General features: G+C 31.2%; 14 protein-coding genes. 7 read left to right on the forward strand and 7 right to left on the reverse strand.

All coding sequences use genetic code 11. From position 1 onward, the window contains the following. Positions 1-28 precede the first annotated feature (28 nt). The 3 genes from VBY68_RS13940 to VBY68_RS13950 all read right to left on the reverse strand — a co-directional run bounded on the left by VBY68_RS13940 (position 29) and on the right by VBY68_RS13950 (position 4,247). A complete protein-coding gene (locus VBY68_RS13940; RefSeq protein ID WP_415270066.1) occupies positions 29-1,222 on the reverse strand; it encodes a molybdopterin molybdotransferase MoeA in 1,194 nt (397 codons plus the stop codon). 172 nt (positions 1,223-1,394) lie between these two features. Further along, positions 1,395-2,384, reverse strand: coding sequence for a GTP 3',8-cyclase MoaA (moaA, locus tag VBY68_RS13945; protein WP_415270067.1), 990 nt, complete (start codon positions 2,382-2,384; stop codon positions 1,395-1,397). Between the two features lie 90 nt (positions 2,385-2,474). Further along, the gene (locus VBY68_RS13950; protein ID WP_415270068.1) at positions 2,475-4,247 is read right to left on the reverse strand and encodes a MutS-related protein; all 1,773 of its coding nucleotides are present in this window, start codon (positions 4,245-4,247) and stop codon (positions 2,475-2,477) included. Between the two features lie 69 nt (positions 4,248-4,316). Here VBY68_RS13950 and uvrC point away from each other — a divergent pair, with 69 nt between their 5' ends. Beyond that, positions 4,317-6,113, forward strand: a complete 1,797-nt coding sequence (gene uvrC, locus VBY68_RS13955) for an excinuclease ABC subunit UvrC (protein ID WP_415270069.1) — start codon at positions 4,317-4,319, stop codon at positions 6,111-6,113. Then, the gene (locus tag VBY68_RS13960) at positions 6,110-8,299 is read left to right on the forward strand and encodes a patatin-like phospholipase family protein (protein WP_415270070.1); all 2,190 of its coding nucleotides are present in this window, start codon (positions 6,110-6,112) and stop codon (positions 8,297-8,299) included. Before uvrC ends, VBY68_RS13960 begins: the two co-directional genes overlap by 4 nt. Positions 8,300-8,356: 57 nt before the next feature. On the opposite strand, the gene VBY68_RS13965 is transcribed toward VBY68_RS13960, so the two are convergent. Together VBY68_RS13965 and VBY68_RS13970 are read right to left on the reverse strand one after the other, a co-directional pair. Continuing rightward, a complete protein-coding gene (locus tag VBY68_RS13965; RefSeq protein ID WP_099214862.1) occupies positions 8,357-9,901 on the reverse strand; it encodes an Rne/Rng family ribonuclease in 1,545 nt (514 codons plus the stop codon). Between the two features lie 293 nt (positions 9,902-10,194). Beyond that, positions 10,195-10,485 (reverse strand): HU family DNA-binding protein, encoded by a 291-nt coding sequence (locus VBY68_RS13970; RefSeq protein WP_047787990.1) that lies wholly within the window; start codon positions 10,483-10,485, stop codon positions 10,195-10,197. Positions 10,486-10,618: 133 nt separating this feature from the next. On the opposite strand from VBY68_RS13970, the gene mutY reads away from it, so the two are divergent. The 4 genes from mutY to gldD are packed head-to-tail and all read left to right on the forward strand — an operon-like array spanning position 10,619 to position 14,035. After that, positions 10,619-11,665 carry an A/G-specific adenine glycosylase gene (gene mutY / locus VBY68_RS13975; protein WP_415270071.1) on the forward strand — a complete coding sequence of 349 codons (1,047 nt, stop codon included), beginning with the start codon at positions 10,619-10,621 and terminating at the stop codon, positions 11,663-11,665. A 37-nt stretch (positions 11,666-11,702) separates the two neighbouring features. Beyond that, complete coding sequence (locus VBY68_RS13980; protein ID WP_273695009.1) at positions 11,703-12,140, forward strand: single-stranded DNA-binding protein; 438 nt, start codon at positions 11,703-11,705, stop codon at positions 12,138-12,140. A gap of 19 nt (positions 12,141-12,159) precedes the next feature. After that, positions 12,160-13,488, forward strand: coding sequence for a gliding motility-associated protein GldE (gene gldE / locus VBY68_RS13985; RefSeq protein ID WP_164723398.1), 1,329 nt, complete (start codon positions 12,160-12,162; stop codon positions 13,486-13,488). Beyond that, positions 13,481-14,035, forward strand: coding sequence for a gliding motility lipoprotein GldD (gene gldD, locus VBY68_RS13990; protein ID WP_099214859.1), 555 nt, complete (start codon positions 13,481-13,483; stop codon positions 14,033-14,035). Before gldE ends, gldD begins: the two co-directional genes overlap by 8 nt. Here gldD and VBY68_RS13995 read toward each other — a convergent pair. Together VBY68_RS13995 and VBY68_RS14000 are read right to left on the reverse strand one after the other, a co-directional pair. After that, a complete protein-coding gene (locus VBY68_RS13995; protein WP_415270072.1) occupies positions 14,032-15,063 on the reverse strand; it encodes a COX15/CtaA family protein in 1,032 nt (343 codons plus the stop codon). The two genes, gldD and VBY68_RS13995, sit on opposite strands and share 4 nt — an antisense overlap. Positions 15,064-15,148: 85 nt before the next feature. After that, positions 15,149-15,628, reverse strand: coding sequence for a cation transporter (locus tag VBY68_RS14000; protein WP_273693676.1), 480 nt, complete (start codon positions 15,626-15,628; stop codon positions 15,149-15,151). Positions 15,629-15,717: 89 nt separating this feature from the next. On the opposite strand from VBY68_RS14000, the gene VBY68_RS14005 reads away from it, so the two are divergent. Then, positions 15,718-16,590 carry a DMT family transporter gene (locus VBY68_RS14005; protein ID WP_121146409.1) on the forward strand — a complete coding sequence of 291 codons (873 nt, stop codon included), beginning with the start codon at positions 15,718-15,720 and terminating at the stop codon, positions 16,588-16,590. Positions 16,591-16,616: the final 26 nt, after the last annotated feature.

A 16,616-nucleotide genomic window follows, 5' to 3' on the forward strand; every position in this document is an offset into this window, starting at 1 on the left:
TTTTAAATGTTGAGTTTTTAATTTTTAGTTAAACTCGATACGTTAGTATCGGAAAAACACTTCCTTTTTTAAATGTTACTTCTTCTGTCTTTGGTAGTTCGATAAAACCATCTGCTTCTACTAAACTAGCTAAATCGCCTGAACCATTTCCTTGTATTGGTGTTGCGTATACTTGTCCATTTTCAGAAGTTAATTTTACTTGCATAAAACAGCTTAAGTTAGGTTTAAAAGTAATGTTTTTAGCTAAAACAGCTGTTTTTTCTTCAGAATGTAATCCTGTCGATTTTAAATACCCCGGGTAAAAATAGACCAAACAATTCACAAAAGTTGAAATTGGGTTTCCTGGAAAAGCGAACACATTGCAGTTGTCTGTGGTGCCAAACCAAAAAGGTTTACCAGGTCGTTGCGAAACTCTGTGGAATAATTTTTGAACGCCCAATTCATCTAAAACTTCAGGTAGAAAATCAAACTTTCCTTTGCTTACAGCACCGCTAAATAGAAGTACATCGTATTGTTTTAAATACGATTCAATTTTTTCTTTTAAAATTGATTTTTCATCAGTAATATGGGCTGTTTCTGCTGGAATTTTTAAATTGTTCAATAAGGAAACTAACGTATATACATTACTTCTACGAATTTGGTGGTCTAACGGATTTTCATTTACATCAACCAATTCATCACCAGTAGAAACAATCATTACTTTAGGTTGTTTGGCAACTTTTACAGTAGCTTTACCTACAGTAGCCAGCACTCCAATTTCAGCAGCGGAAATTATAGTATTCTTTTTTATTAGAACTGTACCTTTACTTTTATCAGAACCTTTTCTGTGAATATTCTGTCCTTCTTTGATCTTATCAACAGTAATAGTAGCTATTAGTGTATTAATATCAACATCTTCATAGCGAATTACCGTATCAGTATTGTTAGGTAATACAGCTCCTGTCATAACCTCATAACAGTTGGCTGCATTATCCAGTGTTTTTTGTGGACTTCCAGCAGCTTGGATTCCTTCTATTTTAAAATCGCGAATACCGTGCTCAAAAAAACGATGATTGATAGCAATACCATCCATTGCCACTCGGTTGAATGGAGGAAAATCTCTATCAGCAACAATATCTTCTTTTAAAATTCTTCCAATAGCTTGTAAAAATGGAATTTCTTCAATTCCAAAGTCTTGTGTGTTTTCTAAAATTATATGTTTGGCTTTTGCTACTGTAATCATTTCCATGCTTTAAATAAAGTTATTAAACCTACTATGATAAGACCTAACCCACCCACAATGCCTTTTAATGAAGTTGAAACATCCCATAGATTATCGTCTTTTTTATGGAGTTTAAAAACAAAAAGTAAAGTTATAACTCCAATTAATATTGAAAGTAAACTATATATCATAATTATCCGCCTATCGTACTCATACTTTCGGTTACGTTTCCTTTTCTATTTGCTTCAGCCACAAAACCATTTTCAGGTTTTTCTTTTATCAATGATAAAAACAAGGCTTTTAAATCCTCATTACTTGCACCGCTTCTAATAAAGTCACGTAGATTAAAAACGCCATCATCAAACAAACAGTTCTTAAAAGTTCCTGTTGAGGTAATCCTAATTCGGTTACAATCATTACAAATAGTACGAGTGAACGCAGGAATAATTCCTATAGTCCCTGTATGATTTTCTATAGAAAAATTTCTAGAAGTAGATGATTTTTTTGAAGGTAGCTTAGTTACAGTGAACTGAGATTGTATTTTATCTAAGATTTTGTTATAGTTCCATACCTCTTCTGCATTTCGTTGTCCTTTTCCATTAAAAGGCATTTCTTCAATAAAACGAACTGCAATATTCTTGTCTTTAGTAAGCTGTACAAAATCGTTAATCTCATCAGTATTAAACCCAGATTGTACGACTACATTCAATTTCAAATTCAACGAACTTTTTTCTAATAACTCAAACGTTTTATATACTTCAGGAAAAACATCTCTACGAGTAATTTTAGCAAACTTTTCAGGATGTAAACTATCAATACTTAAATTAATGTTCTTAACCTTTTTAAGGTTTTCTATTGTTTTGATGTGTTTAGAAATAAGTGCTCCGTTGGTTGTGATATTTATATCATCTAACAAGTCATTATAAGACAACATTTCTAAAAAAGAAACAAAATCTTTTCTTACAAAAGGTTCTCCTCCTGTTAAGCGAACTTTGTTTACACCTAACTCAGTAAGCACTCGAATTATTCGGTACATTTCTTTGTAGGTAAGCAACTCTTTACGAGGTACAATATCAATTCCTTGAGCAGGCATACAATATTGGCAACGTAGGTTACAACGGTCGGTTACTGCTAAACGGACGTAGTTGATTTGTCTTCCAAAATTATCTATGAGTTTGCTCATAGCGTAAAGGTACGGATTAATCAATCAATTTTTCCTGTCATATGTCATGGTTTTGTTGAAAGATAATACAGACGTTCTCAAAACCAAAAGTTACACAATTTCCATTTTTTTAAGGAGAAAGGAAGCATTCATGTTTTTGCAAGTTCCAGATTTAATCGTGTAATCAAAAAACAATTCATTATTTACAATTTCAGCATCAAAATAATAATTAAGTATTTGAGGATATTCTTTAGCTAGTTCACATAAACTTACATCGTGAGTAGCTATAATTCCGGTAGATTTTGAACGTGTAAGTTTTTCAACAAATTTTCTAGAACCCGATGCTTTATCTTTACTGTTAGTCCCTTTTAAAATTTCATCAAGAATAATAAAATAGCGATCGGTTTCAATAGTGTCAACAATAAATTTTAACCGTTTTAGTTCCGAATAAAAATAAGACTCATCCTCGGTTAATGAGTCAGATGTTCGCATACTTGTAATTAATTTTATAGGTGTGTATTGATAATTAGTAGCACATACTGGTAGCCCACAATTTGCCATAACTAAGGATAAGGAAACGGTACGCAAAAATGTACTTTTTCCTGCCATATTAGCACCAGTTATAATAAAAAACTGTCCTTTAGAAATCGTAAAATCATTATCAACTCTTTTTGAGGGTTTTAAAAGAGGGTGCCCAAGATTTTGAGTAATAACAACGTTATTTTCTTTCTGAAGAGTGGGAAAAGTAAAAGTAGGATGATTAAAAACGAAGTTAGCAAAAGAGTTATAAGCATCGAAAAAATTTACAACGTTAAACCACGCATCGGTAGTTTCTTTATAGGAAAGAATCCATTTTTCTACTCTTATTGCAAGGGTGATATCCCATAAAAACAAACCATTTCCAATAATAGCAATAACAATATTATTACGTTGATCGAAAGTATTTAAGATTTTAGAAAACTCTTTAAAAATAACAGATGCTTTTTTTGTCTCGGCAGCAATTTTTTGTTGCTTTTCTTTTAGAAGAACAGAATTGAAAGTTTCTTTTTCTATTTGTTCTAGAAGCAAATAATACTGTTTAAAAGTATCTTTAGCTTTACTCGATGAGGTGTAAATATGTTGTGTTTTTTTAATATGAAAGATTGTAATTGTTAAACCGATAAAAAACCAAATTAAAACAACCGAAAAAGGAATAACACTAAAAACAAATAAGAGTATTAAAATTATTGAAATGCTTGAAAAAAACATAGAAACCCATTTTAAAGAAGTTGCTAGTTTTGATTCATAGTTGATTAACCATTTCGTAATCGCTGAGGATTCGTGAGTAGTTGACGAAACTAAATGTGCTAAAGAAGTAAAATGTTGTCGCCAATGAAACTTTTCAGATAATTCTTTAAGTGCTTTTTGTTTTTCTTCGATAAAAGTAATTGAATTACTTGTTAATAAGGAAGCCAGTAACTTTTTACCATTGATTGTAGCAGTTCTGTTGATGTATTGAAAAAAAGAACCCTTTCCGAACAAATCAATATCATAACTATAATAGTGCGTGGAATTTGTAAATTCTGTTCCTTCAGGAAGTAATTCAAAATGACCATTAAGAACATCAATTTCTAGTTGGTTGTTGTCTTTTTTAAGCTGAAGAATAGTGCGTTTTTCTTTTATATGTTGATGTTGTATAACTAAAAAAACAAATAGTAAAACACCAATAAAACCAATTATAAAAGGTATGTAAGGTTGATAGAAGGTTAAATAAACTCCAAAAGAAAAGCCTAAAAAAACAAATAGCCTGAGTATTCTTATAAAGGTTATTTTACTATTTATTTTAGAAAGTTGAACAGCTAAATCTTTCAGTTCTTTATTATAAAAATCTTGTGGTTGTTGCATTTTTAATTGAAAAGGATAAATGTACAGTATTACAACAAATATCTTTTAATAAAATCGTATTTTCGTTGTATGCCAACATCACTCGAACTTCAAATAAAAACACTACCAAATTCGCCAGGAGTTTATCAATATTTTGATAAAGATGATACGATTATTTATGTAGGGAAAGCGAAGAATTTAAAGAAACGAGTTTCGTCTTATTTTACTAAGAATCACGATAATGGTAAAACGCGAGTTTTAGTAAAAAAAATTGTACGAATAGAGCATGTGGTGGTTGATACAGAAACAGATGCATTATTACTTGAAAATAACCTAATAAAAAAATATAAGCCTCGATATAATGTTTTATTAAAAGATGATAAGACATATCCATGGATTTGTATTAAAAAGGAACGATTTCCACGTATATTTTCTACAAGAAGAGTTGTTAAAGATGGGTCAGAGTACTTTGGGCCTTACACAAATGTACGAACAGTGCATGCGTTGTTAGACTTAATTAAAGAGTTGTATCCATTAAGAACGTGTAATTATGATTTAAGTCAAGAAAAGATTGATGCTGATAAATACAAAGTTTGTTTAGAATATCACTTAGGAAATTGTAAAGGGCCATGTGAAGGGTATCAAACTGAGGAAGATTATTTAGATGATATAAGAGCTATTAGAAATATTATTAAAGGAAACTTTAAAGAGAGTTTACAGCAGTTTGAAAAAATAATGCTTGACTTTGCAGCTGATATGCGGTTTGAAGAAGCACAAAAAATCAAAGAAAAATTAGCGTCTTTACAGAATTATCAAGCAAAATCAACGATTGTAAACCCGTCTATAAATAATGTAGACGTGTTTTCTATCATTTCTGATGAATCTCATGGGTATGCAAACTTTTTCAAAATAATGAATGGCTCAATTGTGCAATCGTATACCACAGAGATTAAGAAAAAACTAGAAGAAACAGATAAGGAGCTTCTAGAGTTATTTATTGTGGAAACTCGCCAACGCTTTAATTCATTATCAAGAGAAATTTTTGTTCCGTTTAAAGTAAATGTAGGTAAAGATATTAAAGTTACTATACCAAAATTAGGAGACAAAAAACGTATTGTTGAATTGTCTGAACGTAACGCAAAGTTTTACCGTCAAGAACAGTTTAAACAAATAAAAATTGTAGATCCAGACCGTCATGTAAAAAGAATTATGGCGCAAATGCAAAAAGATTTACGATTAGGAAAAGAACCACGCCATATTGAATGTTTCGATAACTCAAATATTCAAGGAACAAATCCAGTTGCTGCATGTGTAGTTTTTAAAGATGGAAAACCAAGTAAAAAAGACTATCGTCATTTTAATATAAAAACAGTAGAAGGTCCTGACGATTTCGCATCGATGGAAGAAGTCGTATACAGAAGATATAAGCGATTATTAGATGAAGAACAACCTTTACCACAGTTAATAGTTATTGATGGAGGTAAAGGGCAATTATCCTCTGCTTTAAAAAGTTTAGACGCTCTAGGATTAAGAGGAAAAATAGCTATTATCGGTATAGCAAAAAGACTGGAAGAGATTTTTTACCCTGGAGACCCTGTTCCGTTGTACCTTGATAAAAAGTCCGAAACACTTAAAATAATTCAGTATTTACGTAATGAAGCACACCGCTTTGGAATTACTTTCCACAGAAATAAACGAAGTAAAAGCGCAATACAATCAGAATTAGAACAAATCCCGGATATAGGGAAGCAAACCATTACTAATTTATTACGTAAGTTTAAATCAGCTAAAAGAGTTAAAGCAGCTACTTTTGAAGAATTGAAAGAAGTGGTTGGAAATGCTAGGGCTCAAAAAATATTCAAACACTATCAAAAAAAAGAAGAATGAAAAAGTTGCTAATTTTATTATTACTACCAGCATGTATGTTGGCACAAGATCAACCCAAGGTAGGGCTGGTGCTTAGTGGAGGTGGTGCAAAAGGAATTGCGCATATTGGTATATTAAAAGAGCTTGAAAATGCGGGAGTTCAGGTAGATTATATTGGGGGTACAAGTATGGGAGCCATTGTTGGTGGATTGTATGCTTCAGGGTATACTGCGGATCAAATTGAAGAAGCTGTTCTTAAAACAGATTTCATGAATTTATTACAAGACAAAGTTTCAAGAAGAGAAAAACCTTTTTTCAGTAAAGCACATGGAGAGAAATATGCTATCTCTTTACCTATTAAAAAAGGGAATTTAGGGTTGCCTCTAGGTTTATCAAAAGGACAAAATGTACTTAATTTTTTAACAGAATTGTTAGCTCCTGTTGATGAGGTTACTGATTTTTCAAAACTTCCAATTCCTTTTTATTGTATAGGAACAAATATAGAAACAGGAGAAGAAGAGGTTTTAGAAAGTGGATCGTTACCCCTTGCTTTAAGAGCAAGTGCTGCGTTTCCTTCGTTATTAAATCCAGTGGATATTGATGGGAAGTTGTTAGTGGATGGAGGAGTTGTAAACAACTTTCCTGTTGATGTTATGAAAAAGAAAGGTGTAGACATTGTTATTGGTGTTAGTGTACAAGGAGAGCTGTTAAAAAGAGAAGAGTTAGTGTCCGTAGCATCACTATTATTACAGATTATTAATTTTCAGATGTATAAAAAATCTGATGAACAGGTAGAATTATTAGATGTTTATATAAGACCAAATGTAATTGACTATAGTGTGATTTCATTTGATGTAAAGAATGAAATTTTAGCGGAAGGAGAAAAGACAGCAAAAAAATATAGAGTAGTTTTCGATAGTATCGCAAAAATGCAACCTAAAAAAAGGGAGATTTCTAAAATAGCACCTGAAGAAAAAAGATTTTTGGTTGATAGAATTATTATAAAAGGAAATAAAAATTACACAAATAACTACATTTTAGGAAAATTACAGTTACGAGAAGGAGATAGTGTTTCATATAAAGAAGTTTCTAAAAAAATTAACACACTAACAGCGTCAAAAAACTTTAAAAGAATTGATTATCATTTCGAAAAATCCTTTCAAGGGAAAAAATTAGAATTAGCTGTTAAAGAAGAAAATGTACAATCATATTTACGATTAGGGTTGCATTATGATTTACTTTATAAATCTGCTGTATTATTAAATTACAACCATAAAAAAATGCTTTTTCAAAATGACGAGTTTTCTTTTGATGTTGGTGTAGGAGATAAAATTAGATATAACGTTGAGTATTTTATAGATAATGGTCTATTACCAAGTTATGGTTTTAGGACAAGGTATAATGTATTTAATAGTGATTTTATATATGGTTCAGGACTCATAAATGGAAAGTATAGAGATTTTTCTACTTCATTATATCTGCAAACAACATTTGACAAAAAATTTGCAATAGGTATAGGAGCAGAGCATAAAAACATTAATGCAAGCACGCAAAATATTTCAGCAGAAGGTAAAGAGGACTTTTTTGACAATAGTAACTACATAAACACCTTTGCATTTTTAAAGTTAGACACCTACGATAAAGAAATGTTTCCTAAGAAGGGCTTCTATGCAGACATAGGGTTTAAATGGTTCTTATGGTCTGATAGAAATGATAGGCTAGATGAATTAATAGAAGATAGTGAGCCTTTTCATCAATTTTCTCAATTAGGCGGAACGTTAGGGTTTGCAACAACTTTTTATGATAAACTAACATTTCAATATACTTCACAAGCAGGATATACGCTAGGAAAAAAATCATTTGAAATATTTGATTACCATTTAGGAGGATATAACCAAAACTATATTAATAACTTTATTCCAATGTATGGTTATGATACAGGTGGGTTAAATAATCAGTCTTATTTAAGATCAGAATTTAATGTACGTTATGAAGTGTATAAAAAGCATTATGCAATGTTTATAGCTAACTACGCACGTGTAGAAGAAGATGTATTTGATAACGGAGATTTGTTTAAAAATACTAAGTCGGGCTATGCTGTTGGATATAGTGTAGAAACGTTTTTAGGACCTATAGAATTAAAATACACATGGTCTCCAGATCATTCAGATCATTATTGGTTATTTAACTTAGGTTTTTGGTTTTAGAGATAAAAAAATCCCGTATCAAACGATACGGGATTTTTATTTCATAATAAGATTGCCTTACTTACTTTTTTTATTCTTTTTTAAATAGAACTTATATTGTAAGTACTGGTAAGCATCTCTAGGTAATATTTTAATCCACTTTTTGTGTTGAACAAACCATTTAAAACGGATTGAGTTAACGCCTTTTGTTAAATAAGCAGCTATAAACGGATGCACATTTAATGTGATTTCTTTATACTTTTTACCGCTATTTAATATACGTTCTAATTCGGCTTCTATTTTGTCTAAAAGAACAATAGGAGCTTCAACCTCTCCATTTTTATTTGGGTTTGGTTCACGTGTTTTTATCTCTAATTCAGGTCGTACACGTTGTCTTGTAATTTGCACTAAACCAAACTTACTTGGAGGTAAAATTTTATGTTTAGTACGATCTAAAGACATTGCATCTTTTAAATGTTGATATAATTTCTGTCTATTTTCAGCAGATTTCATATCTATAAAGTCAACAACAATAATTCCGCCCATATCTCGTAACTGTAACTGACGAGCTATTTCACTGGCTGCAATTAAATTGACTTCTAAAGCAGTTTCTTCTTGGTTTAAGGACTTGTTAGAACGGTTACCACTATTTACATCTATAACATGTAAAGCTTCGGTGTGTTCAATAACTAAATAAGCCCCTTTGCTCATTGAAACTGTTTTACCAAACGATGTTTTTATTTGTCGTTCAATACCGTATTTTTCAAAAATAGGCACATCAGAACGATGATGTCTTACAATATTTTCCTTTTCAGGATATATTTCTTGTAAGTATTCTTTAATTTCAACCTTAAGGGTTTCATCGTTGGTTACTATACTTGTAAAAGAATCGTTCATAACATCTCTTAAGATAGAAGATGCTCTGTTTAACTCACTTAATATTTTTGTTGGAGTATTGTTATTAGCTATGCGTTTACACATAGTTTTCCAACGGTCAAGTGAATTTTGTAAGTCTTTGTCAAGTTCTGCTACCTTTTTACCTTCGGCAACAGTACGTAAAATAAGTCCAAACCCTTTGGGTCTGATACTTTTTGCTAATTTTTTTAAACGCTCCTTTTCTTTCGGATCTGCTATTTTTTGCGATACCGATATACGGTTAGAAAAAGGAACTAAAACTAAAAATCTACCTGCAATAGAAAGTTCCGAACTAATACGCGGACCTTTGGTAGAAATGGGTTCTTTTACAATTTGTACTAATAAATTTTGACCTGATTTTAGTACATCATTAATACTTCCGTCTTTGTTGATATCTTCTTCAAAGCGAAAGTTTTTTAAAGTGAATTCTTTGTAATTACCTGTGCTTACTTTCTTAATGAATTTGTTTAAAGATTGTACTTGCGGACCTAAATCGTGGTAGTGTAAAAAACCATCTTTAGGATATCCAACATTTACAAAAGCGGCATTTAAACCAGTCATTACTTTCCCAATTTTGGCAAGAAAAATATCCCCAACTGAAAAATTATTGTCGCTTGTTTCTTTGTTTAACTCAATAAGTTTACCATCTCTTAGTAAGGCGAAATCAATATCAGAAGAATTGGAACGAATTATTAATTCTGTTTTCATTCTGAATATGGTTTTGTGCCGACGTAAAATTTACGAAGACGGATTAAAATTTGTAAACAGGTATATGTTTATACCATTTTTAAGGTGTTAAAACCTTAATGTCAATGAACGTAACTTATAAAAGCAACGAAAAAGTAAGCTATTGCTTACTTTTTCTTATGACGATTTGCTCTTGCTCTTTTCTTTCTTTTGTGTGTAGAGATCTTAGCTCTCTTTCTTTTTTTACCACTTGGCATAGTTAAAATGTTTTGTAAAACCTTAAAGGTAAAGGTTTTGGGTTAATACTTTTTTAATTACTTTACAGCTACTTTTGTTTTTACCCCTTCAGTAAATACTTTAGAAGGCTTAAAAGCAGGTATGTTGTGCGCAGGAATCTTGATAGTTGTATTCTTAGAAATGTTTCTACCTGTTTTTTCCGCTCTAGTTTTAATAATGAAGCTACCAAAACCTCTTAAATATACATTATCACCATTCTCTAATGCATCTTTTACTTCTTCCATAAATGCTTCAACAGTGGCTAAAACATCTGCTTTTTCAATCCCGCTCTTATCTGAAATCTTAGATACGATATCTGCTTTTGTCATTATAAATATATTTTGTTTGTTTTCTTTTAAAAAATTGAGGGTGCAAATATATGATAATTAATCTATTCCGAAAAAAATAAGAATAAAAATATCTAAATTAAATATACTAATTTTGCGCTCACAATTTACATAAATGATTTTAGCTAAGCAACTAGTATACTGGTATTTACAAAATAAAAGAGAGCTTCCTTGGAGAAAAACTAAGGATCCATATAGTGTTTGGTTGAGTGAAATTATGTTGCAACAAACACGTGTAGCACAGGGTTTACCCTACTTTTTAAAGTTTACAGAAGCATTTCCAACAGTGTTTGATTTAGCCAAAGCAGATGAAAGTGAAGTGTTGAAGTTATGGCAGGGACTTGGTTATTATTCAAGAGCAAGAAACTTACATTTTACAGCTAAGTTTGTGGCAAACGAATTAAAAGGAAAATTCCCTAAAACATATAAAGAATTGCTCAAATTAAAAGGGGTGGGAGATTATACGGCTTCTGCAATTGCTTCAATTTGTTATAATGAGCCAGTTGCTGTTGTTGATGGGAATGTTTATAGAGTTCTCTCTCGTTATTTTGGCATAGATACCCCAATTAATTCTACTAAAGGAATTAAAGAGTTTAAAGAATTAGCACAAACGCTAATAGATGCATCCCAACCAGGAGTATATAATCAAGCTATAATGGATTTTGGGGCGTTACATTGTAAACCTCAGATACCTTTGTGTAATGTGTGTCCACTAGCTAACAGTTGTGCGGCTTTGGAAAAGAATCGTGTAAAGGAGCTTCCTGTTAAAGAAAAGAAGATAAAGGTAAAAAAGCGATATTTTAACTATCTAGTTCCAATAACAGAAGAGAATGAAACTGTTTTAGAAGAACGAAAAGGTAAAGGTATATGGCAAGGACTTTATCAGTTTCCTTTGGTAGAAACACAAAAGATAATAAGTGAAGAAGAGTTGATAGAAAGTGAGCAGTTTGTGAAACTTTTTCCAAAAGAAACTACTATCTCACTTTTTAATAAAGAAGAGATTATTCACAAACTATCACATCAGCATTTAATTACTAAGTTTTGGGTAGTAAAAACTATAGGTGTAAATACAAAAACTATGGATTGGACAACAGTTAAAGAACGTCCAGTACCCGTGTTAATTGATAAGTTTTTAGAGGAATATTTAAACAAAGAATCTTAAAATTTGTATATTTGATTTTACACAAAACTATAATGCTATGGCAGGAACAATAAACAAGGTTATTTTAATAGGACATTTAGGAGATGAGGTTAAAATGCATTATTTCGAAGGAGGAAACTCAATAGGTCGTTTTCCTTTAGCAACTAATGAAACTTATACAAATCGTCAAACAGGAGAGAAAATAACAAATGTTGAATGGCATAATATAGTAGTGCGTAATAAGTTGGCTGAAATTTGTGAAAAGTATTTAACCAAAGGAGACCGTGTGTATTGCGAAGGACGTATAAAAACACGTCAGTATGAGGTTGATGGACAAAAAAGGTACACAACAGAAATTCATGTACAAGATATGACGTTCTTATCAACAAAAAAAGATCCAAATGACACACAATCAAATACAGCACCAACTCAAGGGAGCCCTAATCCTACACCACCAAGTGTAGCTAGTGAAGAAGATGATGATTTACCGTTTTAGTTTAATTAAATTTTAAAAATTGGATCCAGAACCCGAACCTTTACTTTTATTACTATCAAGTTTTGATTGGTTGACTGCCATTAACTGTTTATTATTGGTTTTATTATTGGTTTGCTCTGCGTTAGTTTCAGGAACTGAAGTAGCTTTCTTTTCAATTTCACAAACTGAATTAGATGAGTTATCAGCAAACTCTAAAGAAGAAAACACCGTAGTAAAATTACTTGATGACCCCAAAAAACTATTAGGAACTATTCTAATAACTAATAACTTTATTAATATTCTTATCGTGTTGCTTTTTGCAAGTATTGGTAAAGTGTTGTTTGCTGGGTTAAATTATGAATTAAACTTTTACTTTTTTAACGTATCAGTGCTTTTTCTAATAGAAATAGTACTCATTACTTTTTTAATTTTATTGTTTGGTGAAGTATTGCCAAAAGTATATGCTAGCAGAAAATCATTACAGTTTGCAGAGTTTATGGCTAAGCCTATTCAAGTGCTAAATACTTTGTTAACCCCATTAAGCCTTCCTCTTATAAGGTTAACAAGTGTTGTTGAAAACAAGCTAGGAAATAAGAATAATAATCTTTCTGTAGAACGTTTGTCTCAAGCATTAGAGTTAACATCTGATGATGCAACAACAAAAGAAGAACAAAAAATTTTAGAAGGAATTGTAAGTTTTGGAAATACTGAAACTGTACAAATTATGAAACCTCGAACAGATGTATGTGCTATTGCTGATGATACCAGTTATGAAGATGTGTTAAAAACTATTTTAAAGAATGGGTATTCTCGAAACCCAGTATATCATGAAAATGTAGACAATATTATTGGTGTTTTATATGCTAAAGATTTGTTAGAGCATTTAAATAAGAAAACATTTAAATGGCAGAAGTTGTTACGAGAACCATTTTTTGTTCCAGAAAATAAAAAGTTAGACGATTTATTGGTGGAGTTTCAAGAAATGAAAAAGCACTTAGCTATTGTGGTTGATGAATATGGTGGAACTAGTGGAATTGTAACATTAGAAGACGTAATAGAAGAAATTGTAGGGGATATTAATGATGAATTTGATGATGAAGACCTAACTTATTCGAAACTTGATGAAAATAATTATATTTTTGAAGGAAAAATAACTATTAAAGATTTTTGCCGTGTCTTAGAAGATGAAGATGAGGAAAAGTTTGAAGAGGCTAAAGGAGAAAGTGAAACGATAGCAGGTTTTATTTTAGAGGTCTCAGGAAAGTTTCCCAAAAAAGGTGAAAAAATAAACTTTAGTAATTATACGTTTACTATTGAAGCGTTGGCCAAAAAACGTATAAAACAAGTAAAAGTTACCCGAAATGCGTAAACTCTTTTTGCTGGTATCAGCAATATTCTTAATGAGTTGTGGTGAGGAAACCTTACCCAAACCCAAAGGCTATCTAAGTTTAGAATATCCTGAGAAAACTTATAAAAAAGAAAACTTAAACAAACCATATACGTTTGAAATAGCTCAAATAGCTAAAGCTAAAAACTTACCAAAAAATTGGATGAAAGTTGAGTATCCAAGTTTAAAAGCATCGGTAGATATTACGTATCGTCCTATTGAAGGTAATTTAAGGGAATTACTAATAGAGTCTGAGAAACTAGTATTTGAACATGCCATAAAAGCTGATCAAATCACTGCTCCTGTTGAATATGCAAATCCAAATACGAAAGTATATGGGAGTTTATATCAAATTCTTGGGAATGCTGCTTCTCAAGTGCAGTTTCATGCAACAGATAGCTCTAAACACTTTTTAAAAGGGTCTTTATTCTTTTATACCAAACCAAATTACGATTCTATTTTACCAGCAGTTGAATACATCAAAAAAGATATGATTTATATGATGGAAACACTAGAATGGAAAGATTAAGTTATTGAATAGTTGCTTTTTCTGGATTGCAACCACAAATAAAACTGTAACCCAAATAAAATAGCGCCAGATAACAAGTGTACAGCTTGTGTTCCTAGAGGGAATTCAGCATAGTACATTAAAATACCTGTAATCGTCTCTAAAAAGATTAAAGCAACAATCCAATTTACTAGTTTGTAACCTAAATTTTTCATCTGATTTAAGTAAAATAACCCAAGGTTTACTAATACAATAGCTATAGTAAATGAACGGTGGATGTAAAATTTAATGTTTGGATCCATCAAACTATAATGTTTGTTTTCGAATCCATGTAGTTTTACTTGTTCATCAATAAATTGACGAACTTGAGTTCCTAAAGCAATTTGAATAAGTGAAAATATAGCTGAAAGAATTACTAATTTACTAAACAATGAATTGTATTTATAAGATGTTTTCTTTTGGTCGGAAACCATATACAGTAGCCATAACAACAAAGCAACAATAACTAAACCACCAACCATGTGAATGGTGATTATTGTTGGCTTTAGGTTTGAATCTACTACGGTTTTACCAAGCCACGCTTCAAATAACATTAAAAAGAAAGCACCAAATGATAGAAGCGTAATTTGTTTGTTTTCTTTCCAAAACTTAAGAGAAACAAAAATTAAAAACAAAAAAGGAATTCCTGCTAAAGCAGAACTTAATCGGTTAATGTACTCAGTCCAGGTATGAAACTTATTAAATTTAGCGTAGTTATGTTTGGTATACTTTTCCCAGTTATTGGCATTAAACGTTTCAGAAGTTTTAACATCGTGACCTGCTACAAATAGTGCTTCGTCTTTTACGATAATCATTCCTTTTTTATACTCAGAATCTGGTTGCCAAGTAATTTGCTCTTCAGAAGTTGGAGGAATGTAATAACCAAAACACTTTGGCCAATCAGGACACCCCATTCCAGAACCTGTCATACGAACAACAGAACCAGCTAAAAAAATAACATATACAGCAATCAACGAGATTTTTACAATGAGAGGAAAATGTTTCTTCATTTGATGAAAAGTTTTAGCAAAGATACTTAAAAGGCATAAAAAAAGCTCCTAATTTAGGAGCTTTCGGTATTGTTTAAATTAACAATTATGCTTTTTTTGCTTCAGCACAACATGCCATAGTACAATCTTCTTTACATGCCTTTTTTTCAGCCTCAGTTTTTGTAGAGCATTCTTTTTTACAATCAGCGTCACAAGATTTCTTATCAGCTTTTTTAGTAGCTTCAGAAGCTTTATACATGTCTCCGCTACCAATTCCTTCTACAAAAGCAATTAAATCCGCTTTGTTTGTTTTGTTAGCATCGTATTTTATAGTTGCAATACTGTCGTTAAAAACAACGTTTGCTTCTAAAACACCTTCTTTCTTGCTTAAGTCAGAAGCTATTTTTCTAGCACAACCTATTTCACAAGTCATCCCTGAAATACTTAAAGAAAGTTCTTTAGCGTCAGCAGCTACCTCTGTTTTTTGCTCTTTGGTAGCCTCTTCTTTTTTAGCTTCATTTTTACATCCAACAGCTAAAAAACTAACAAAAGCTAATGCAAATAATATTTTATGAATTTTCATCATTTTTATTTATTGAGTTATTCAGCAAATTTATCAATAAATTCAAAATTAAAAACAGAAATAAACGACTTTTGTGCTTAAATTAACTGAGAATGAATAGTCAACAACAAAAATGGTTGTTTTTAATAGTGCTTTCGCTAGTTTGGGGAAGCTCTTTTATTTTAATGAAAAAGGCATTAATTGGGTTAACTCCAATTCAAGTAGGTGCTTTACGAATGCTAATCACAGCAGTTTTTTTACTGTTAGTTGGATTTAAAAGCTTAAAAAGAATAGAAAAGAGGCACTGGAAATATGTTGCATATACAGCAGTTTTGGGTACTTTTTTTCCTGCGTTTTTGTTTGCTTTTGCTGTAAGTAAAATAGATAGTTCTATACCAGCTATTTTAAACTCGTTAACACCTTTTAATACGTTTATTTTTGGAGCGTTGGTGTTTGGGTTTACTTTTAAAAGAAAACAGTTTTACGGAGTTTTAATTGGGTTAGCAGGGACTTTAATTCTTATTTTGAAAGGAGCTGAATTAAATCCGAATCAAAATTATTGGTATGCTGTTTTAATACTAATAGCTTCAATAGGATATGCGTTTAATGTAAATATGATTAAAAAGTATTTAGATGATTTAGATGCACTGGCAATTACAACTGGAAACTTTTTATTATTGATAATACCAGCGTTTATAGTTTTAGCTTTTTCTGGATTCTTTTCAACTTTTGAAGTAACAGAAGAAACAACTTCAGCATTAGGTTATATTACTGTTTTAGCAGTAGTGGGAACAGGAATAGCAAAAGTACTATTTAATAAAATGGTACATCTATCATCTCCTGTTTTTGCAGCTTCAGTTACGTATTTAATTCCAGCGGTTGCCGTAATTTGGGGAATTGTTGATGGAGAAAAGCTAAGCTTAATACAGTTACTGGCAGGAGGGATTATTTTGTTTGGAGTTTGGTTGGTAAATAAAGCTAGATAGTTTTAAAATTACTTAAAATAAAAAGA

The sequence above is a fragment of the Tenacibaculum ascidiaceicola genome (genome assembly GCF_047470925.1).
Classification (GTDB): Bacteria; Bacteroidota; Bacteroidia; order Flavobacteriales; family Flavobacteriaceae; genus Polaribacter; species Polaribacter discolor.

What these genes read in the sequence shown, in the direction of transcription:
- moaA (WP_415270067.1), bottom strand. Translation starts at nt 2,384, where the DNA reads ATGAGCAAACTCATAGATAATTTTGGAAGACAAATCAACTACGTCCGT.
- VBY68_RS14000 (WP_273693676.1), bottom strand. Translation starts at nt 15,628, where the DNA reads ATGATGAAAATTCATAAAATATTATTTGCATTAGCTTTTGTTAGTTTT.
- VBY68_RS13980 (WP_273695009.1), top strand. Translation starts at nt 11,703, where the DNA reads ATGGCAGGAACAATAAACAAGGTTATTTTAATAGGACATTTAGGAGAT.
- uvrC (WP_415270069.1), top strand. Translation starts at nt 4,317, where the DNA reads ATGCCAACATCACTCGAACTTCAAATAAAAACACTACCAAATTCGCCA.
- VBY68_RS13965 (WP_099214862.1), bottom strand. Translation starts at nt 9,901, where the DNA reads ATGAAAACAGAATTAATAATTCGTTCCAATTCTTCTGATATTGATTTC.
- VBY68_RS14005 (WP_121146409.1), top strand. Translation starts at nt 15,718, where the DNA reads ATGAATAGTCAACAACAAAAATGGTTGTTTTTAATAGTGCTTTCGCTA.
- VBY68_RS13960 (WP_415270070.1), top strand. Translation starts at nt 6,110, where the DNA reads ATGAAAAAGTTGCTAATTTTATTATTACTACCAGCATGTATGTTGGCA.
- gldD (WP_099214859.1), top strand. Translation starts at nt 13,481, where the DNA reads ATGCGTAAACTCTTTTTGCTGGTATCAGCAATATTCTTAATGAGTTGT.
- VBY68_RS13940 (WP_415270066.1), bottom strand. Translation starts at nt 1,222, where the DNA reads ATGATTACAGTAGCAAAAGCCAAACATATAATTTTAGAAAACACACAA.
- VBY68_RS13950 (WP_415270068.1), bottom strand. Translation starts at nt 4,247, where the DNA reads ATGCAACAACCACAAGATTTTTATAATAAAGAACTGAAAGATTTAGCT.
- VBY68_RS13995 (WP_415270072.1), bottom strand. Translation starts at nt 15,063, where the DNA reads ATGAAGAAACATTTTCCTCTCATTGTAAAAATCTCGTTGATTGCTGTA.
- VBY68_RS13970 (WP_047787990.1), bottom strand. Translation starts at nt 10,485, where the DNA reads ATGACAAAAGCAGATATCGTATCTAAGATTTCAGATAAGAGCGGGATT.
- mutY (WP_415270071.1), top strand. Translation starts at nt 10,619, where the DNA reads ATGATTTTAGCTAAGCAACTAGTATACTGGTATTTACAAAATAAAAGA.